We start from the raw sequence: 20,101 nt of genomic DNA, 5'->3' as shown, positions 1-20,101 counted from the left end.
GGTAAATTTTTGGATTAAGGTTTTGTGAAAGACGCAAAAATTATATCTTATTGGTCTATTTACACCAAAATTAATGATAGTTGTCTGTATTTATATCTCATAAAGATATTATGTATATAGACCTATATTGCCAGATATTTACAGGTGACAATTTTAATGGTGATGGAAATTTGACTGCCAGAGATTATCTTACTATCGATGATTTTGATGTGGATGGAAAAACTATCCTCGTGAGAGTGGATTTGAATGTACCCATGGACCCCGAGGAGAACATCCTTGATGATATGAGGATAAAAAGCCACATCCCCACATTAGAAGACCTGGAAGATGCCAAGGTCGTGTTGCTTGCGCATCAGAGCAGAGCCGGAAAAAGCGATTTTACTACTATGAAACCGCATGCACAACGCATGTCAGCTTATCTTGGAAAAGAGGTTGAGTATGTGGATGACATCTTTGGCAGCCATGCAGGATCCAGGATTGCTTCCATGGAAAAAGGAGATGTGTTATTACTCGAGAATGTCAGGTTCTACTCTGAGGAAAGCCTGAAACGTCCTGCAAAAGAACATGCACAGACACATATGGTAAAAAAGCTTGCACCTCTTGTGGACATATTTCTGAATGATGCTTTTGCGGTATCGCACAGGTCCCAGCTCTCAATTACCGGTTTTTCTGAAGTTCTGCCAAGTGGGGCTGGAAGGGTTATGGAAAAAGAGATAACTTCTCTTGACAAGGGTCTAAAGGGCAGTGAATGCCCCTGTATATTTGTGCTGGGGGGCGCGAAGGTAGATGATTCACTAAAGGTCGCCGAGAATGTACTGTCCAACGAAAGTGCAGACCGGATGCTTCTTACGGGAGTTGTGGCAAATGTTGTACTCGCAGCAAACGGTGTTGACATAGGTAAGGTTAACATGGATTTCATAGAATCCCAGGGTTATCTTGACCAGATAGAGCGTGGAGAGCAGATACTTGATGAGTATGATGGAAATATTGGTCTTCCTGTTGATGTCGCGTTAAACGATGGTGGAAAAAGGGTTGAGGTTTTGGTTGATGAACTTCCTGCAGATGGCTTCCCGATAAATGATATCGGCATTGAGACTATAGTTGCATATTCCAAGGAAATCAGGAATGCCAAGACTGTTGTACTTAACGGGCCGGCAGGTCTTTCGGAGCTTGATCCCTTTGCACTGGGAACTCATGAGATTATAAAGGCAGCTGTTCATTCTGATTACTCAATAGCCGGTGGCGGACACATCTCTGCCGAGATCAGAAATCTGGGATATGATGACAGGTTCTCTCACCTGAGCACGGGTGGTGGTGCATGTATTGATTATCTTGCCGGTATGTCCCTTCCTGGCATTGAAGCCCTTAAAGATGCAGCTTCACGATACAGACATAACCAATGAGATACAAATTCTAATTTATGGCCCGTAAGGGCCTGCAAGTCTGGCGATATCAGAAGGCATTCGGTATCGTTGATTTTGTAATTGATGATAATTGGGGTATGTGCATGGACGATAAGTTCGAATTGCTAACAGAAGATCAAGGCAAGAAAGTCGTGAAACTGGCAAGGGATGCAATAGAAACATACCTCTGGACCGGTGAGATGATTGATGGTTCAGAGATACAGCTTCCCCCGGTGTTCGCTGAGACAAGGGGAGTTTTCGTAACTCTGAACAAGAACGGGGAACTTAGAGGCTGCATAGGTCATCCTTATGCTGATTCTCCTCTGAAATATGCCGTCACTGACTCGGCTATTTCCGCAGGTTTCAGGGATCCGAGATTTCCGCCGGTAAGCAAAGATGAGATGGACCATATAACTGTTGAGGTTACAATCCTCACACCACCTGAACGTTTGAATTTAGCTCCTAATGACATTCCATCTTCCATTGAGATCGGCAGGCATGGACTAATAGTTAAGAGAGATTACCGTCAGGGTCTGCTCCTTCCTCAGGTAGCGCCGGAACATGATATGGATGAAGTGGAATTCCTGAGCCATACGTGCCTGAAAGCAGGTCTTCCGCATGATGCCTGGACAACAGGTGCTGAGGTCTACTGTTTTGAAGGGCAGATATTTGCAGAAAAAGAGCCCCAAGGAGAAGTTCTTGAGAAAGATATTCGTGAGAAGAGCTGTATAAAGGAATGATTGCCTTTTCTATAGAAATTAGCTGATTGGAAAAATAAAACCAGCATTTTCCAACTGGTACTAAAAATGTAAAGTAGAGGGAATAAGAACGTAGAGATATTCACTTGTGTCTTTTTTCCAAATTTCTTCATATAGCAATACCTTAAAATAAGAAATTCATGCAGAATTAAAGGTTGATTTGTTGTTGAGGATACAACAAATTCTACTGCTTATTTGTAGTTTTCAAGCTCTTTCAGGATATTATCAACATCCCTTTCCAGTTTTGCAACAGACATTTCCATCATGAGATTGACGATGCCTTCATCCCCAAAGGTCCTGAAATCGGTTTTGAGTCCAAGGACAGGTATTCCCTTTGCATACGCGTATCCCATCTCCCAGGCAGTCCCGGAGTCAACGTCGCTGCCACCGTCAAGTACAGCAAGTACGATATCCGAACCGTCGATACCTTCTACATCGTTTTCGAAGATGTTTTTCATCCTTTCTTCAAGTCTGCTTGAAAGTGTGTCATTTCCGTCTTCCTGTGGCAGGAATACCTTAAATCCTATCTCTACCAACCTGTCCCTGAGATATAAGTTAAAGTCTCTTTCTGCTTTAGAAAAAAGAGGGCCTGCAAGGTAAATCTGTTTTTTCCCATCCATAATTTATCATCCTCGAATTTTGAGAATACTTAGATTGTCGGGATGGTTAATAATGCTGTTGTGAGCAGGGTGAAAATAATGAAGTTATTACGTGTCATGCCAACAAGATGCACTTGCCCGCTGCCTAGATTTACTCTTGTGGAATAAAATCTACTCTTAATCTGTTGCCATTAATTACATCCGCTTCTTCTACTGAAATCTGCTTTGTGTAATTTGCATTTTCGGCTATTGTCACATAATAGGGTTCTATGCTCTGATTATATTGTGTAGCATTTGAATAGGGAACTTTCAATTCATACCAGCCTGAATTGTCGGAAGTAGCTTTATTCTGATACTCAAATGTACGGCCGTTGTCTAGAGTCACATTTGCTTTTGCTGATACGTTCTGTCCCGGGCTGGCAAAACCTTCTATTGTAGCACCTGGTACATACTCAAATATTTTTACATTCTTTATTTCAGTATAATTATCAGGGTTTTTGTCAGAACTTTCGTCGAGATTCATCCTTAAGCTCGCTTGCTCAGATTCATGGATCAATCTAAGGTTTCCAAGATCGGATCCGTCAAACAGATGCAGTTTTACTAGAGTTGTTTCCCGGATTTCTTCTTCCTGAAGGTAGTTGTTGGATGTATTTCCCTTGTAGTAACTTTCTCCGGCAACATCAAATATGGATTGGGATTTTCTAATTGTCATCTGGTTGTCAGTGATCACGTATTTCACATTTCTTTTTTCAAGAATGGATAAGGCATCCGATTCGTTTGTCGTGGCGAAAAAGTGAGACGAATCTTCAATTCCCGTCTGGAAATTGTTTGCAACCACGGGCCTTTTTGCGATATAAAGTATCCAGTTACCGTAATCCCACCAGCTTAGTACTCCATATTCGGGTGTTTCTTCAGGTTCAAGGTAAAATGAGGTTTCAGGGCTATTTGCCTCGAGCCACTCAAGAGATTCCTGCCAGTCAGAAGAAGGAGTTTCGGGGTCACCAAGGGTATCAACTATAGGTGCGAAGAAAGAAAAAGAAATTATAGGAATAAATATCAGCATAATAGAAGCACTTGTAACAGTTTCCCATACAGGTGTTTTTGATGCTGCTTTCTTAGATTTAGACTTAGAATTAGACTTGGATTTAGTCTTAGTGTCCTGTTTTTGTTCATTTTTCCACAATCCATAGAGTGAGTTCACGAAGTATCCCGACAATACAGCAAAATTGATTGCAAGCATATAGGCAAATCTTCTCTGTGAAAGAGTCAGGACCAGAACAATTATTGTCCATGTAAAGAAAAAGACCATCTCAGGTGGATATTTTTTATTATTCAGGTTTGCAGTAAAAATAGCAAGACCAATGATTGCTGTTAAACTAAAGATGGTGAAATAATTCCACACGTGTACGAGTGTAAATGTCTGATCAAACAATAAAGGACGTGCCTGGGCAATTGTTCCCAGAATACTGGCATCTCCTCCCAGATACTCCATTCCCTCGATTACATTCTGGTAAAAGGAAGGAAGAACCTGGTTTATTAAAACAGTTCCAATAGCAGCAATCGTTATGATTACTACGGGATAGTACATCCAGCGTATATTCTTTATGTCAAATATTTTTGCAATAATTCCGCTAAATGATGATGCTAACAATAGAGCTACGACAAAAGTAACATGGAACCAGGAAAGGAACATTCCACTCACTTCAAGTCCGGGTCTCAGGGTTCTTTCAATAATAGGTACAATGAACAGAAGTATTGTGGTATAAACAATAATTACATTGATTAATGCATATTCAGATTGTCTTTTTTCTTTGAGGTCGGCTGTGAACTGGACAAATATATATAGTCCTACCAGGCCCAGGAAAATAGGTGATCCGATCCAGGTAAAGATTGTAAGGGCAAGTATGAGTCCCGCAGCAATGGATAATAAAACTGGCTTTATAAGCAACTTTGGTTCCAGAGTTTTGATATTCGAAAATTTGAGGTCTATTTCCCGGCTTTGCTTCAAAGCAATTATTAACAATGCATATGCTGTAGTCGAAAGAAGGACTTCTGCCACATGGTGGTCAGTAAATCCGGCTTCTGATATAATCAAGTGTGCAGGGATAAGTGAGATTATGACTGCGCTTGCAATTGCTGTTTTTTTGTCAAAGATGGCCGAAGCAAGATAATAGAGGGGAAGGATTGTCAAAGCTCCCAGCAAAGCAGGAAATATTGCACTAACCATTTCTATGGTACTGATACTGGGATTTCCATTGCCCACAACTAATGCCAAAAATGCAATGACCTGATCATAGAGCGGTGGCCATCCGATTTCATAACCAAATGGATAATTGAGATAAGTATCAAAAGTTATAGTATCAGGAAAATGCTGTGCTGAATAAACTATTCGCCTGACGTGATAAAATGGATCTGCCCCAACAAATATGATTTTTCCGTTGGAGTAGATCGTAAATAAAGATGATAGACGTATAAGGAAAGCGGATATTACCAGAAACACAACTAACAATTTGCTATTAGTTATCTTATCAACGTTTTTCATACACATCCCCTCAAATTTATGTAAAAATGTATTAAATTGTATAAGTATCTTTCTAAGATAATGTATACCAGATAATATAACTTTAGCAACTGTATTATCAATCTACTGCAGCTTTTACTATAACTTTCAATTTAGGTTTCACTTAATATGTACTTTACTTCAAAATCTTTTATCACTTCAAGAATACCCACAAAAAATGACCAAATAAAATTCTGTTATGTATCCTGTACACTAGAAAAAGGTTTAAACATCACTATAATTGGTGACCCTGATCAAACACAAAAAACAGTAAATTTTTTCGATCATCAGTTTTGTTCACATCATCTCTTGTTCGATTTTTTCCATTTCTTCCAAAAAGTTCTTTACTACCTTTTCGAGCTTCAGTACCTGTCTGTGATAATGTTCTATAATTCTCAGTTCCTCTTCTGAGTTTTTGGAATTCTCGTTTTTGTATTTCTCTATAATATCCGGGAGTCTCTTTTTTGAAGGAATAATCACATCTTCGTATTTTGTCCTTAAGACCTGGGTTCCTGCTGAAACCAGATTCTTATCCAGGAAGAAGAAGGCTTTTCTGGAACCCGGTTTCTTAAATCTTTTCACAATGTGAAGATGAGATAGGTTCTTCATAGCAGTGCTTACCGCCGAGAGGCTGTAGCCCGTTTCGATTGCTATTTCTTCAAGAGACATCTCTTCGGTTTCTATAAACAGTACACCAACTATTCTTGATGATATTTCATCAAAACCCTGAGCTTTCAAATTCTGCGAAATAAGTTCTATAAACTCATCTCTTGGTTTGGTCGAAATGGCATAGTCACCAGATAAACTTTTACCCTCCGGGTTTGGTAGGGGAATGTAACAGCGTTTCTCCTTACCGATCCTTTCGTCACCCGGGCGGGAGGGTATTACTTTCGCTACCTTTGCTTTCTTTTTTTCATTTTCATCCATGTGCTTGCCTCAAATCAGGTACTGCTTTGAAGGAATGAAAAACTTCAAAGCAAAAATTATGTGCACTTAAGTAGTGTAGTCCTTCTTATTTCCTGCTCTCTTTCAGAGCTGGAACGTTGTTTTGGAATTCAGGATATTCTTAATCTTATTTATGGAACCGGTACCTATAATGTTTTCATCATAACAAATTGATAGATGTATCTTTCCATTGATTGTTAGTATACCAATGTATTTCTCCATTGTATCTGAATAAATTATCGGGCCATATAGTGTCTTCAGTTCCAATGGGCCATACTCTGTGGGTATTTCCAGCAGACCCAGATTTGAAACCGTAAAGGTTGTGTTTATTTCATCCATCATTGTTTTTTTGATGAACTTTCTGGCCATCTTATCGTTTCTTTTTCCAAATTTGTTTAATACAATCGAATCCAAAAATTTTGTATCGATCAGATTGATTGCCAGACTCTTGAAAAGATTCCCGCTAAGCATTTTTGATATCTCTTTCTGGAATATGAGTGCATTTTCCAGGAATGCCTTATCACCTGAATATTTTAACTGAGGCCTTATTGCAGTGGCAAAATAACCAATGCTTTCCTCTGGCTTTTTGGTCAGGCTGTCCCTGATATTAACGGCAATCGTAACCTTATCTGAATATTCTTCATCTTCAAGAACCATCTTTTCCGTTTGAAGCAGTGCAGTTGTCAGGGCTGTATTTACTTTTATTCCATGTTCCCTGCATTTGGATATAATCTCCTGAGATTGCTTTTCTGAAAAACTGAAACAACACATTTCCGGCATATGCTCATTCCAGAATCCATGATGTATACTCCTGTAGGTTTCTCTGGAAAAAGCTACATGCTTTCTTTTCCATTTCCAGTTTATTATTCCAGAAAAAAGATGTGTGAAAAAATTCCCTTCTTTTTGTGAAACATTTTTCTGTTCAAAAAAAACAGGTTCCGAAGGTATGTACTTTTCTTCATTATTCCTGTTCGCAAGATTTTGCATTATATCTTTAAAAAGATAAACAAGAGACATCCCGTCACATATTGTATGATGGCAATTTACAACCAGAAAAGTCTCCTTATTCTCCTTGACTAAAGTTATCCTCACAAGAGGCTCCTTTTCAAAATCAAAAAGATACTTGAGTTCATTTTTTACTACTTCTTTCATGTCACAGGATTCAGCATTGATAACAGGAAGAATTAGAGTCCTGTCAATCGTATAAAATGCATTATCATCATTGTCAAATTTGATTCGACATTTCAAAAACTGATGGTTATCCGGGAGTTTCCGGACGGCCTTCTTGAGATCATCAGCAGAAAAATCTCCCTTAATTGATCCGAACATCAGCACATTTGAGTTTGGCATCCGGAGCAATAGTCTGGGCATCCCTCTAATTTCTTTTTTGAAGGTATTGCGTGAGTTGTTATTCATCAATTCCTCTCCGCCTATTTTGCCTGTTTAATGTTCTGGTTTCATTAGTCTGGTATATGTCAAAAATGCAATCATTTACCCTGTTAATCTTATCTTCCATTCTTTGTAAAGAATATACTCACAAATACAAGCATTAATAATGTCCGGGACATAATCCTAAGCAGTATTTTCTATCCTTTCAGCAACCATTCAAATATTTTGCCCTGTCGAAGAATTCAGAAATCAAAATTGATATAATTGTCATGAGAATAAGTGATAAATTATCTTCCGGCACATCAAATATCCTTCCATGGCCTGTGTTGAAATCCTGCTACCCAAAATTATGATTGGATAAAATGCTTGAATGCTACTTGTCTGAAATTTAGACGGGGTGGGGGTTTATGGAGTTTTGATGGTACAAAAAGTAACATTCAAGCGTATCATTTTGACATGATCTATTTGCAGGTTATATCGACAAATGTTCTGGATTAGTCTGAATGTCAATTTGCTGCAGAAGCGCCGGGGGAAGAAGAATCATCTGTTTCTATTCCTCTCATTATCCGGCGAAGGCTCAAACAAATTCTTCCTTTTTCACAAAGGAAGTAATCTATTGCTTATTCCTCAATATTCTTCCAGGTGTAATTAAGCCCCGACCCCATTCTGATAAGTGCGGCTACAAGTATTGCCTCATCGATTTCTTCGTCGGAAATGCCTGCTTCTTTTGCAAACTTTTTGTTAGTTAAAAAACATGTGTCACAACCTACAGCAACAGCACTTGCAACTGCAAGGAGTTTCTTTGTCCTCCTGTCAATTGCACCATCTTCCATAATTGTTTTTTTCATGCTAGAAAAGCCTATCTTCCTGTCAATTTCGTCAATTCTTTCCTGATTATTCATTATTTCATCTCCTCCACATTCTCAAGGTAAGCTTCACCTCTTGGTGATATTTGGTATATTGTCGGTTCACTGTTTTCTACTTTGTCAACATAAAGTGCATTTTCCAGCATGTCCACATGGAACTTCGCCTGTGAGTTATTGAGGTTCAGGTTGTTGCATATTTCTTCTATACAGAGTGGACCGTCATTGAGCATTTTGAGAATTTTTCTGCGTGTCGGATTTTGAAGAGTCCTGAGTCCGATAGCGTGATCCTCGGTAGGATTAGACTTTAGCCTTCCCTCTTTTTCCAGTTTGCTTATCCATTCCTGTTTTTTGTTTGCAAGATCCTTTTCACTCATTTTCTTACCTTCTACTAATGTTCTGAAATCACTGAACTTTCAGTATTTACTGAAAGTAAAACAATCAACTTATTTATAATTATGGTTTCGGATTTCGTGAATGCTACTGCTAACTAAATGAGCTGTCTGGAAGGATACTGTGAAACGTTATCACCAAAGCCTTTTATTCCCTCAGGACAAACTCATATAAGGATGGATTTGGGGTTAGAAAATGTTGAATGATTCTTCAGGCAGAAGCTTTTGGTGGAGCTTGCTCCTTGTTGTGCTGATAGTGTTCATACTTGCTTTTATCGCTTATGATTACATTGGTGTGCGACCTTCGGCAGGGGCCAATGGTTTAGAGGAGATTTCTCTTCCGCAGGGATTTACAATTGATACGTATGCAGAGAACCTGGGCAGCAGTCTTGTATCATATCCTGGCCCTGATCCAGGGCCTCGAATGCTTTTGCAGAAGGATGGAGTGGTTTATGTTTCCATTCCCAACAAAGGCCTGGTGTCTGTATTGCCGGACAGGGACGGAAATAACAAAGCTGATGGAGTGTCAGTCTTCATTTCCGGCCTGAACAGTCCACACGGCATAGACTATTCTGAAGGCTGGTTCTATATTGCAGAGGAAGATCGGGTAATAAGGGTCAGGGATGATGATGGAGACCTCATTGCAGATGCTGACAGTTTGGAAGTGCTTATTGATGATCTTCCAAGCGGAGGACACTCCACAAGAACAGTGAAGGTAACTGACAATGCATTCTACCTGAGCATAGGTTCCTCATGCAATGTATGTTACGAAGAGGATGAACGCAGGGCTGCCATTACAAAGTGTGATCTCGACGGTAGCAATTGCAGCATATTTGCCAGTGGGCTGAGAAATTCAGTAGGCATGGCATTTCATCCTGTCACAGGACAACTTTACGCTACCGATAACGGACGTGACTGGCTGGGAGATGATCTTCCTCCTGATGAAATCAACCTGATTGAGGAAGGTAACGATTACGGCTGGCCTCTATGTTATGGTAAGAATGTCCGTGATACGGATTTCGATCCCGATAATCCCGATGAGAATGTCTGTGAAAACAAGACTCCGAGCCTTGTGGATCTACAGGCACATTCTGCTCCTCTCGGACTTGCATTTTATGATGGGAACACTTTCCCGGAAGAATATGAGGGTGACATGTTCGTATGCTATCACGGTTCCTGGAATCGTGAGGTGCCCACAGGTTACAAAGTAGTAAGCATTGATATGGATACCCTGGAAGTCAATGATTTTGCCACAGGTTGGCTGAAGGATAATGGCACTGTCACCGGAAGGCCTGTGGATGTCATAGTCGCAGAAGACGGATCGCTTCTTGTAAGCGATGACAATGCAGGAAAAATATATAGAATATCTTTTTCTGAATAATTTTTTTTATTTCTATAATCTGTTTTTTAAGCACTTAAATACATATAAGAGGGAACTAATTAAGTAATAGTGACAGTTATCAGGATCTGCGGGGTCATAATATCAGGGTTGATACAATAGATTCGAACATTGATTTTGTAGTTGATATGCCACAGGGGAGCTATTTTTCTCTCCTGTACGAAACCACTGAAGAATTTATGTATGTAGTTGCTGCTTTTCTTGATGCCGGCCTGAGAGGGAACGAGCGTTGTATCTGGGCAGTCTCAGGTCAGATTACATCGGAAAGTGCTGAAAAATTCCTTAAAGATGTCGGTGTAGACGCAGAATCATATCTTGAGAGCGGGCAATTGATCATAATGCCATGTGCTGAATGTTACATTGCAAGTGAAGGTCCTATGTCCGAAAGAACTCTTAAGAGATGGGAGGATACCTACGACTCAGCAATATCTGAAGGATACAGCGGCCTGAGGATCGCAGATAAATTTACAATAGTTGGAGAAAATGCCTGGAATCGATTTGTAGAATTTGAGAAAAAGGGTATGGGTATAATACGCAGGAAGGGGATTATCGGCCTTTTCGTCTTTCTCTTGGAGGCGCGCACAAGGTCGGAAATACTTGGCATAATAGGGATGCATGACGGTACGATAATCAAACAGGATGGCCAATGGACTCTGCTCCAGAGCTCTTCAACCTGCAAACCCCTTATCCAGGAGAGGCACTTTCCTGAAAACATACTTGAGAATATCTGGACCGGTGTGTGGGCAGTTGACCGGTACGACAGGATTGTATACTTCAATAAAGGGATGGAATCGATATCCGGCTTTTCAAAAGAAGAAGTTATCGGGCAAAATCTGATGAAGTTTATTCCTCAAGAATCAATCGAAGGGGAAATGTGTTTCATCGATCTTTTCAGAGCAGCAAAAGAAAATCTACTATCAAAAACCTATGATGTTTTTCCATTCATCAAACCGGGCGGACAATCCATCTATCATAGTGGAGTCCTGCTTCCTCTGACTGATGAAGATGGTTCATATGGCGGGATGCTGGGTACAATTGGAAAAGTATTCGAGCGCAAGATTAGCCATAAAACATTGAGAGATAAGTTCAGGTCGATAGAAAAACTGGAAGATATTTATAAAAACAGTCCTGTGGTTGCTGTTCTCTGGTGTGCGAAAAAAGAGTGGCCTATAGAATTCATTTCCGAAAATATTTCCCAGTTTGGTTATGTTCCTGAAGATTTCACATCAGGGAGGCTTGTCTATGCGGACATAATCCATCCGGATGATCTTGAACTTGTACAGACTTCCACTAAGCAGCTTGAGATAGAGGACAAGTTCTATTACTCAAAGGATTATCGACTCCTGACAAGGTCCGGGGAAACGAGATGGGTAACAGAAAGGTCCTATCTGATAAGGGATGAGAACGGGGAACCTGCCTATTACCAGGGAATAATAATAGATACCACTGATAGGAGAAAGGCTGAAGAAGCAGTCCTTGAAGCTGAGAAGAAATATCGTCTCATATTCGAAAACTCTCCTTTGGGTATTTTTCATTTTGATGACAAAGGCATAGTAAGCCACTGCAATGAGAAGTTTTTGCAAATAATAGGTGTGAAGGATAAAAAAGCTGTCATTGGTTTCAACATGGTGACACACATTAAGGACAAAGTTATGAGAAAGGCGATTAGTGATGTTCTTTCCAGAAAAGCAGGCCACTTCGAAGGGAAATATCATGCGGCAATAAGTGGTGAAGATATCTTCATCAAGGCAGATTATAGTCCGAATATTGCAGATGATGGCACTTTCCTTGGAGGTATTGGTATTTTCGAGGACATTTCTGCTCGCAAAAAAGCTGAAGAGGCTTTGCTTTTGGATGAGTCACGGCTTGAAACACTCCTTAAACTTACCAGAATGACTAATAACACATTCAAGGAAATAGCCGATTTCGTGCAGGAAGAGGCTGTAAAACTTACTCAAAGCAAGATGGGATACCTTGCATTCCTGAATGAGAAGGGTACGGTCCTGTCCATATATTCATGGTCAAGAAATGTAATGAAAGAGTGCAATGTGGAGGAGGAAAAGAAGTTCGATTATCTTCTGAAATCCACCGGTCTCTGGGGAGAACCCGTCCGACAGGAACGTCCTATTATTGTCAATGATTACGGAGCCTATAATGAGCTCAAGCGAGGTTATCCCAAAGGCCATGTGAAAATGAAGCGCTACATGAGTGTTCCCATAATCGAAGGTGGAAGGGTTGTTGGCGTGGCAGGAGTCGGCAACAAGAAAGATCCCTACGACCAGGCAGATATCAGGCAGCTTACCCTGCTCATGGAAGGAATGTGGCAGATGATGGAGCAAAAGAGGGCAGAGGATACTCTCAGGAAATTCGCTTCCGAACTTGCCCAAGTGAACAGGGAACTTTCAAAAGCCAATACCGAACTATCAAAGGTAAACGAGGACCTTAAATCCCTGGACCTGATGAAGGATGAGTTCCTGTCAAATGTAAGCCATGAGTTCAAGACTCCCCTTACATCCATACAGGGATACAGCCAGCTTATATCGGACGGTACGCTCGGACCAGTGAACGGACAACAGAAAAAAGCTGTTGACACTGTGATCCGCAATTCCGAACGTCTCCGCAAACTTGTGGATTCCCTTCTGTATCTTAGCAGGGCACAGGCAGGTAAGCTATCTTACACCTTTGATGAGGTCAAGGTTTCCGATATAATCGATAATCCAATTCAGGATCTTGCCCTGCAGATTAAGAAAAAGAACATCTCTCTCAACAGGGATGTTGCTGAAGACCTGCCGTTGATTAAGGGTGACGGGGACAAATTGTCAGATGTAATTATGAACCTCATGGACAATGCGATCAAGTTTACCCCTCAGGGTGGAAAGATCAATATTGGTGCGGAAATCAAAGATGATTCTATCCATATATATGTAAGTGATTCGGGAATCGGTATCCCTGAAGACAAGATACCAAACCTGTTCGAACGTTTCTACCAGGTTGATTCTTCGATAAAACGCAGATATGGTGGAACCGGTCTTGGTCTCTATATATGCAAAAAAATAGTTGAGGACCATGAAGGAAAAATCTGGGTGGAAAGCAGGGAAGGAGAAGGAAGCACGTTCCATATTTTACTGCCCCTGGAAAACTCATCTATCAGCACCCAGGTATCTACGTAGTTGGGGCAGGATGAAAGTAATTTGTTGTTCTCGAGCGACAAAATGATATAAAATCATTGTACCTTTTCAATGCTCAAGTTCTTTGTAATCAAGGGTGAAACAATTGAAAATTATAATCATAGGTGGTTTTCTGGGAAGCGGAAAAACCACGACTCTGAGAAACCTTGGGAAACATCTGATTGCCAAGGGGCACAAAATTGCCATCATCGTTAATGAGATTGGCGAGGTGGGTATTGATGGTGAGACCATCTCTGACTCCGGTCTCGTCACAAAAGAGCTGACAAGCGGTTGCATATGCTGCTCACTCAGGATAAGTATGGAATATACCCTGCAGACCCTTGCAGAGGAATATAACCCTGATATTGTTATCATCGAGCCAACAGGCATAGCTTTCCCGCTACAGATCAAGGAACATCTCGAACTCATGGACCTTGAGGATTTAAGTTTTGCTCCTCTTGTGTCACTTGTGGATGCAAGCCGGATTAATATGGAGATCGACCAGATACCTGTTTTCATAGCAAACCAGATAAGGGACGCTGAAATTGTCTGTATAAATAAGATTGACTTGGTGGACGCTGAATCCATCGCTGCAACTACAAAAACCGTGCTTCAGCTTAATCCTGATGCGATAGTAGTGGAATTTTCAGCTATGAATATGGATTCCAAGTTCCAGCTCTTTCTGGACCTGCTTGCCGGTGAGAGTGAGAGCGAATTCACGGGAAGTGATCTCAACTCCATAGAGATGTCAGGTGTTGGCAGCTATTCAGGTGAATATTCTATTGATGCTTCCGACCTGCATGCTGATAAGGTCACCAGCATGCTTGTGAATCTACTTCTGGATATAAAGCAAAAGTTGCAGGAAATTAACCCTGAATTCATCGGTCATGTCAAGATGACCATGAAATTCAAGGAAGGACTCATAAAGGCTAATCTTACGTCTGCACATGGTGATCCATTCGTGGAAATACTAGACGAAGATGTGGATGGTGAGCAACATCTGAGATTCCTTTCTGCAGTAACCCTTGTACCCAAAGATAAACTTGAAGGTATTATTAACGGGGCGGTTCAAAATGTGCTGCAAGCAGAAGGGATTGAATTTGAGAAGAAGGCTCCGTCTTCATCCACCCAGGCCCCTATCAAACTTTAGTATTAAAAAAGTAATTGTATCATTTTTCATTTCCCGGGTTTTTTCCGGGAACTTTTCTATCCTGGAACAAAGATATCAGGAATAAATTAGAGTTATCCTTTTTTATTCAATTCAAAGTACCCTGGCTAACTCTATTTAGTTCTAATCAGCAAAGTACACTCAACAAATTTTGTTTGATTTTGCAAATAAAAAGCTAAAATATTCAAATAAGTTGATGTCAAGACAAAACCGAAAGGTTTTAAACAACTAAAATCATTCGGGTATCCGGGACTTTAAACGATGGTAGACTGATCTTTGCCAGAGTGGGAAATATGTTGAATCACGATAAATCTATAGATAGCAATATGCTTAAAAACGGGGCTGGAAGAAATTTACATAACGACGATAAGTATTTGGATCTAATTTTAAGATATATGGATATAGTTGTCTGGTCTGCAACATTTCCCGATCTTAAGCTACTTAACATCAGTCCTTCATTCGAGAATATATTTGGCCGGGAACCGCAGGAAATTGCGGAGAAGGATGATTTCTGGTATCAATACGTCCATCCTGAGGATACGTACATCGTAGAGGCTGCGACAAAAAAAAGAGAAGATGGGGAGGATGTATCTGCAGAGTATCGCATTTTGCTACCTGACGGAAGCATTCGCTGGGTAAGTGAACGTTCGGAGCTTGTCTGTGATGAGGATAATGCTCCTTTACATGTGGAAGGCATTATCACAGATATCACCGAACTGAAAAGAACGGAAACCAGGCTGGATGAATCTGAAAAACGTTTCGATTCCGTTCTTGGGAATATTCAACTTGTGGGCATGATATTAGATCCGAAAGGAAAAATTATTTTTTGTAATGATTTCTTACTCGGCCTGACAGGATGGAAAAGAGAAGAAGTCCTGAACAAAGATTGGTTTGACACGTTTCTTCCTGCTGAAATAGTTCCCGAGGTAAAAAATCTCTTCCTGAAGACAATTGAAGCTGCAGATGTCCCGTCATATTATGGCAACGACATTGTCACAAAAGACGGGAAAAGACGAACTATTGCCTGGAATAATACTGTCTTTAAGGATGAAAATGGCCGGATATCAGGCATCGTCAGTGTAGGCGAGGATATAACTGATCGAAAGATCGCTGAAAGGTCATTGTTGGAAAACAGAGGTCATTTACGTACTTTAATAGATACAATTCCTGATCTGGTCTGGCTGAAAGATAAAGACGGTGTGTACCTTACATGCAATCAGAAGTTTGAGCGTTTTTTCGGTGCAAAAGAAGAAGATATCATCGGAAAGGATGACTATGATTTTTTTGACAAGGAGGAGGCAGAGTTCTTCAGAGGGCATGATATGGCTGCAAGGAAAGCCGGCAAGCCCACTATTAATGAGGAGGAGATCACCTATGCCGATGACGGGCACAGAGAATATCTCGAGACTATCAAAGCTCCTATGTATGATGCAAATGGACAGTTGATCGGAGTAATGGGTGTTGGTCGCGATATCACCCGACGTAAAAAAGCTGAGGATGAACTTCGCCTAAGGGAGGAGCGATTAAGAAGTCTCGTGTCTATTCTGCGATACAGGTCCGATTCATTTCAGGATTTTCTTGACTATGCACTCAATGAAGCAATAAAACTCACCCAGAGCAAGATCGGTTACATCTGTCTTTATGATAAGGATCAAAAAGAATTCACTCTTAGTACCTGGTCAAAGGAAGTAATGAATTATTGTGGCATTTGTGACCCTCCGACGACTTTCGAGTTGGAGAACGCAGGCATCTGGGGAGAGGCTGTGCGGCAGAACAAATCAATAGTTATAAATGATTTTCAGGCTCCAAACCCACTGAAGAAGGGATGTCCTGAAGGACATGTTGAATTATATAAGTATATGACACTACCTGTGTACAATAACGGAGAAATCGTTGCCGTTGTAGCTGTGGCCAACAAGGAATCGGATTATAATGAGAACGATGTACTTCAGTTAACCTTGCTTATAGATTCCGTCTGGAATATTATAGAGCAGAGAAAGGCTGAGGAAGCGCTACAACAGAGTGAAGGATACCGGCAGGCATACAATCTTATGCAGTCAGTCCTTGAAAGCCCTAACGATGTTGCCGTATTTGCTCTTGACAGAGCTTACCGCTACATTACCTTCAACAAAAATCATCAGATAATGATGAAACGCAGATGGGATGCCGAGATTGAGGATGGCATCGGTATGCTCAGCTACATCAATGATCTTTCGGAAAGAGAAAAAGCAAAAGTGAATTTTAATCGGGCACTTGCAGGTGAAGCATTCACCCTGGTCGAAGAATATGAAGATTCGTTGTTCGACGGGAAGTGGTATGAAAATGTGTACAGCCCTCTCAGGGATGCCGAAGGAAATGTCATCGGAATTACTCTCATTCAAACAGACATCACCGAACGCAAGGTGGCTGAAGAAGCTTTACGTGAGAGTGAGGTTCGAGTAAAAAGGAAATTGAATGCCATTCTGGAACAGGGAGGAGATATCGGAGAACTGGAACTCGTCGATATCATTGACAAGGAAGCCGTGCAGTTGCTTATGGATGATTTTTACCGGCTGACTGGTATCCCTGTTGGTATCCTTGATCTAAATGATAATATTCTGGTTGCTACCGGCTGGCAGGATATATGCACGAAATTCCACAGGGTCAACCCTAAGACATGCAGTCACTGTGTTGAAAGTGATCTGGAATTGGCTCGGGGCGTAGCGCCAGGTTCATACAGGGCTTACAAGTGCAAGAACAACATGTGGGATATAGTAACTCCTATAGTGGTGGGCGAGTCACATTTAGGCAACCTGTTTCTGGGACAGTTTTTTTTTGATGATGAGGATATCCCCTACGATGCTTTCAGGCTTCAGGCAAAAACGTATGGTTTTGATGAAAAGACATATCTGGAAGCACTTGACAAAGTGCCACGCTGGGACCGGGAAACTGTTGAAGCAGTAATGGAGTTTTATACCCATCTGACAGATATCATTTCTTCACTTAGCTATAGTAATATCAATCTTGCCAGGACACTGAAAGAGCGTGACAATCTGCTTACCTCGCTGCATGAGAGTGAAAGTCGCTTCCGCAGTTATGTGGAACAGGCGCCAGAAGGTGTATTCATCGTAGATAAAAAGGGCAATTACGTTGAAGTCAATGAGGCTGCAAGCAGGATCACCGGATATTCAAGGGAAGAACTTTTGGGAATGAACCTGGCAGATATAGTCTCACCTAATTCTAAGGAAAGTGCTTCATTGCACTTCCAAACTGTTGTTGAAACAGGAAATGCTGTCGATGATATCTATCTTTTGACGCGGGAAGGAGAAAGGATAGTATGTAATGTAAAAGCTGTCAAATTGAGTGAAACAAGATTCCTGGGGTTTGTAAACGATATCACTGAACGCAAAACTGCGGAGGAAAAACTGCTAAAATATGCTGATGAACTGAAGAACAAGAACATCGAACTTGACAATGCTTTAATAAGAGCAGAGGAAGCCACAAGAGCAAAAAGTGAATTCCTGGCCAATATGTCCCATGAGATCCGGACACCTATGAATGCTGTAATCGGAATGACCGGACTGCTTCTGGATGCCGGCCTCACGGACGAACAACGTAATTATGCGGAAACGGTACGTGTAAGTGGTGAATCATTGCTCGAGATCATCAATGATATCCTGGATTTCTCTAAGATAGAAGCCGGAAAGCTCGAACTTGAAACTGTGGACTTCAACCTGAATGACCTGCTTGATGACTTTGCATCAATGCTTTCTGTCAGGGCCCACGAGAAAGAACTGGAATTCATTTGTGCGGCTGCGCCGGATGTACCTGTCAGTATCCGAGGTGATCCGGGACGTTTGCAGCAGGTATTGATGAACCTGGCCGGAAACGCAATTAAATTTACGCATGAGGGAGAGGTGGTGGTACACGTGAGCCTGGAGTCTGAGACTGACACAGAAGCATTCTTGCGCTTCTCAGTCCGTGATACCGGTGTTGGTATTCCAGATAACAAAAAATGTCATTTGTTTAACAAATTCTATCAGGTTGATGCTTCAAAGACGCGACGATATGGTGGTACAGGGCTCGGGCTTGCTATCTGCAAACAACTGGTGGAGATGATGGGTGGTGAGATCGGTGTGGAAAGCGTAGAGGACAAAGGTTCAGAATTCTGGTTTAAGATTAAATTTGTCAAGCAGCAGGATACTGATCATGGGGATGTTATCCCTGCAGAAATTCAGGATGCTCGCATCCTGGTGGTTGATGATAATTCCACGAATCGTGAGATACTCAACAGGCAGTTATCCTCATGGGGTGCAAAAGTAAAAGAAGCTATGGACGGTCCTACGGCACTGCAGGTGCTGTACAAAGCACTGGAAGATGGTGATCCTTTCAAGGTGGTCATCCTGGATATGCATATGCCGGGAATGGACGGAGAATCAGTTGCAAGGGTGATCAAATATGATCAGAAACTTGAGAATATAAGTCTGGTTATGTTAAGTTCTTTGGGCCAGCATACTGACTCCTGCCATATGAAAGAAAGTCACTTTGCGTCTTATCTGACAAAGCCTTTGAGGCATCAGGAATTACTTCATGCGTTGTCCGATATCCTGGGTATGAAAAGAGAGGACAGGAAACCGGAAACAACTGCCAATGTCTGCTCTTCTTCTGAGCATCATCGCAACAATTTGAGGATATTGCTGGCAGAGGATAATACCGTGAACCAGAAAGTGGCTCAGAACATGCTACAAAAACTGGGCCACCGTGTAGATACCGTGGCCAACGGTGCTGAAGCGATAAAAGCGCTGGAGATACTACCATATGATCTGGTTTTCATGGACCTGCAGATGCCCGAAATGGATGGGTCTGAAGCCACCCGGCACATCCGTGATCCACAGTCGTCGGTCCTTGTTCATGATATTCCTATTATTGCAATGACAGCACATGCAATGAAGGGAGACAAAGAACGCTGCCTGCAAGCCGGCATGGATGATTATGTCGCAAAGCCGGTTTCATTCCAAATGCTTACGGAATTAGTGGAGAAATGGCAGTTTCCGGTGCAAAAAGAAAGATATCAGGATAATCTGTCTGCAGGAGAGGTGGAGAGATCAGTGAACCCTCCAATATTTGACAGACAGGCACTTCTTGAGAGAGCAATGGATAATGGGTATCTTGCCAGGGAATTAATCGGGATTTTCTTTGAAGATACGCCAAAGCAGGTGTATGCCCTCAGGGAAAGCATAGAAAGAGGAGATGCAGAAAAGATTCACAGGTTTGCACACAAGATAAAAGGTGCATCGGCAAACATCGGAGGTATGGCCTTAAGTAAGGTGGCTGCTGAGATGGAGGAAGCCGGCAAGAATAGCCAGGTTGATAAAGTAGCCTCCATTGTTCCGGAACTTGAAAAACAGTATGATTTGCTAGCTTCACAACTCAGGGACCTGTAACAGATATTTATTTGACTGTTGACATCCCCTTATAA

General features: G+C 41.4%; 12 protein-coding genes. 6 read left to right on the top strand and 6 right to left on the bottom strand.

Annotation, left to right across the window (positions count from 1 at the left end; all coding sequences use genetic code 11):
* Positions 1-170: 170 nt before the first annotated feature.
* Complete coding sequence (locus V7O62_RS06325) at positions 171-1,403, top strand: phosphoglycerate kinase (protein ID WP_406658158.1); 1,233 nt, start codon at positions 171-173, stop codon at positions 1,401-1,403.
* 122 nt (positions 1,404-1,525) lie between these two features.
* Positions 1,526-2,143 carry a TIGR00296 family protein gene (locus V7O62_RS06320; RefSeq protein ID WP_406658261.1) on the top strand — a complete coding sequence of 206 codons (618 nt, stop codon included), beginning with the start codon at positions 1,526-1,528 and terminating at the stop codon, positions 2,141-2,143.
* Between the two features lie 209 nt (positions 2,144-2,352).
* Here V7O62_RS06320 and V7O62_RS06315 read toward each other — a convergent pair whose 3' ends face one another.
* The 6 genes from V7O62_RS06315 to V7O62_RS06290 form a co-directional block, all read right to left on the bottom strand.
* Positions 2,353-2,781 (bottom strand): nucleoside 2-deoxyribosyltransferase, encoded by a 429-nt coding sequence (locus V7O62_RS06315; protein ID WP_406658157.1) that lies wholly within the window; start codon positions 2,779-2,781, stop codon positions 2,353-2,355.
* Between the two features lie 130 nt (positions 2,782-2,911).
* Positions 2,912-5,302 carry an oligosaccharyl transferase, archaeosortase A system-associated gene (locus tag V7O62_RS06310; RefSeq protein ID WP_406658156.1) on the bottom strand — a complete coding sequence of 797 codons (2,391 nt, stop codon included), beginning with the start codon at positions 5,300-5,302 and terminating at the stop codon, positions 2,912-2,914.
* 315 nt (positions 5,303-5,617) lie between these two features.
* Positions 5,618-6,247, bottom strand: a complete 630-nt coding sequence (locus V7O62_RS06305; RefSeq protein WP_406658155.1) for a GbsR/MarR family transcriptional regulator — start codon at positions 6,245-6,247, stop codon at positions 5,618-5,620.
* A 102-nt stretch (positions 6,248-6,349) separates the two neighbouring features.
* Positions 6,350-7,681, bottom strand: a complete 1,332-nt coding sequence (locus V7O62_RS06300; protein ID WP_406658154.1) for a condensation domain-containing protein — start codon at positions 7,679-7,681, stop codon at positions 6,350-6,352.
* A 593-nt stretch (positions 7,682-8,274) separates the two neighbouring features.
* Positions 8,275-8,556: a carboxymuconolactone decarboxylase family protein gene (locus V7O62_RS06295; RefSeq protein ID WP_406658153.1), complete on the bottom strand. Its 282-nt coding sequence runs from the start codon at positions 8,554-8,556 to the stop codon at positions 8,275-8,277.
* Positions 8,556-8,894: a winged helix-turn-helix domain-containing protein gene (locus tag V7O62_RS06290; protein WP_406658152.1), complete on the bottom strand. Its 339-nt coding sequence runs from the start codon at positions 8,892-8,894 to the stop codon at positions 8,556-8,558. The genes V7O62_RS06295 and V7O62_RS06290 overlap by 1 nt, the downstream gene beginning before the upstream one ends.
* 211 nt (positions 8,895-9,105) lie before the next feature.
* Between V7O62_RS06290 and V7O62_RS06285 the strand changes: the two genes are divergently transcribed.
* The 4 genes from V7O62_RS06285 to V7O62_RS06270 all read left to right on the top strand — a co-directional run bounded on the left by V7O62_RS06285 (position 9,106) and on the right by V7O62_RS06270 (position 20,066).
* A complete protein-coding gene (locus V7O62_RS06285) occupies positions 9,106-10,290 on the top strand; it encodes a PQQ-dependent sugar dehydrogenase (RefSeq protein WP_406658151.1) in 1,185 nt (394 codons plus the stop codon).
* Between the two features lie 146 nt (positions 10,291-10,436).
* Positions 10,437-13,478 carry a PAS domain S-box protein gene (locus tag V7O62_RS06280; protein ID WP_406658150.1) on the top strand — a complete coding sequence of 1,014 codons (3,042 nt, stop codon included), beginning with the start codon at positions 10,437-10,439 and terminating at the stop codon, positions 13,476-13,478.
* 103 nt (positions 13,479-13,581) lie between these two features.
* On the top strand, positions 13,582-14,625 hold the full coding sequence (locus V7O62_RS06275) for a CobW family GTP-binding protein (protein ID WP_406658149.1): 1,044 nt from the start codon (positions 13,582-13,584) through the stop codon (positions 14,623-14,625).
* A 413-nt stretch (positions 14,626-15,038) separates the two neighbouring features.
* On the top strand, positions 15,039-20,066 hold the full coding sequence (locus V7O62_RS06270; RefSeq protein ID WP_406658148.1) for a PAS domain S-box protein: 5,028 nt from the start codon (positions 15,039-15,041) through the stop codon (positions 20,064-20,066).
* The last annotated feature ends 35 nt before the right edge of the window (positions 20,067-20,101 follow it).

It is taken from the genome of Methanolobus sp. ZRKC2 (assembly GCF_045291185.1).
Classification (GTDB): Archaea; Halobacteriota; Methanosarcinia; order Methanosarcinales; family Methanosarcinaceae; genus Methanolobus.
The sequence above is the reverse complement of the archived record's forward strand: the minus strand, read 5'-3'. Positions and strand labels throughout refer to the sequence as shown.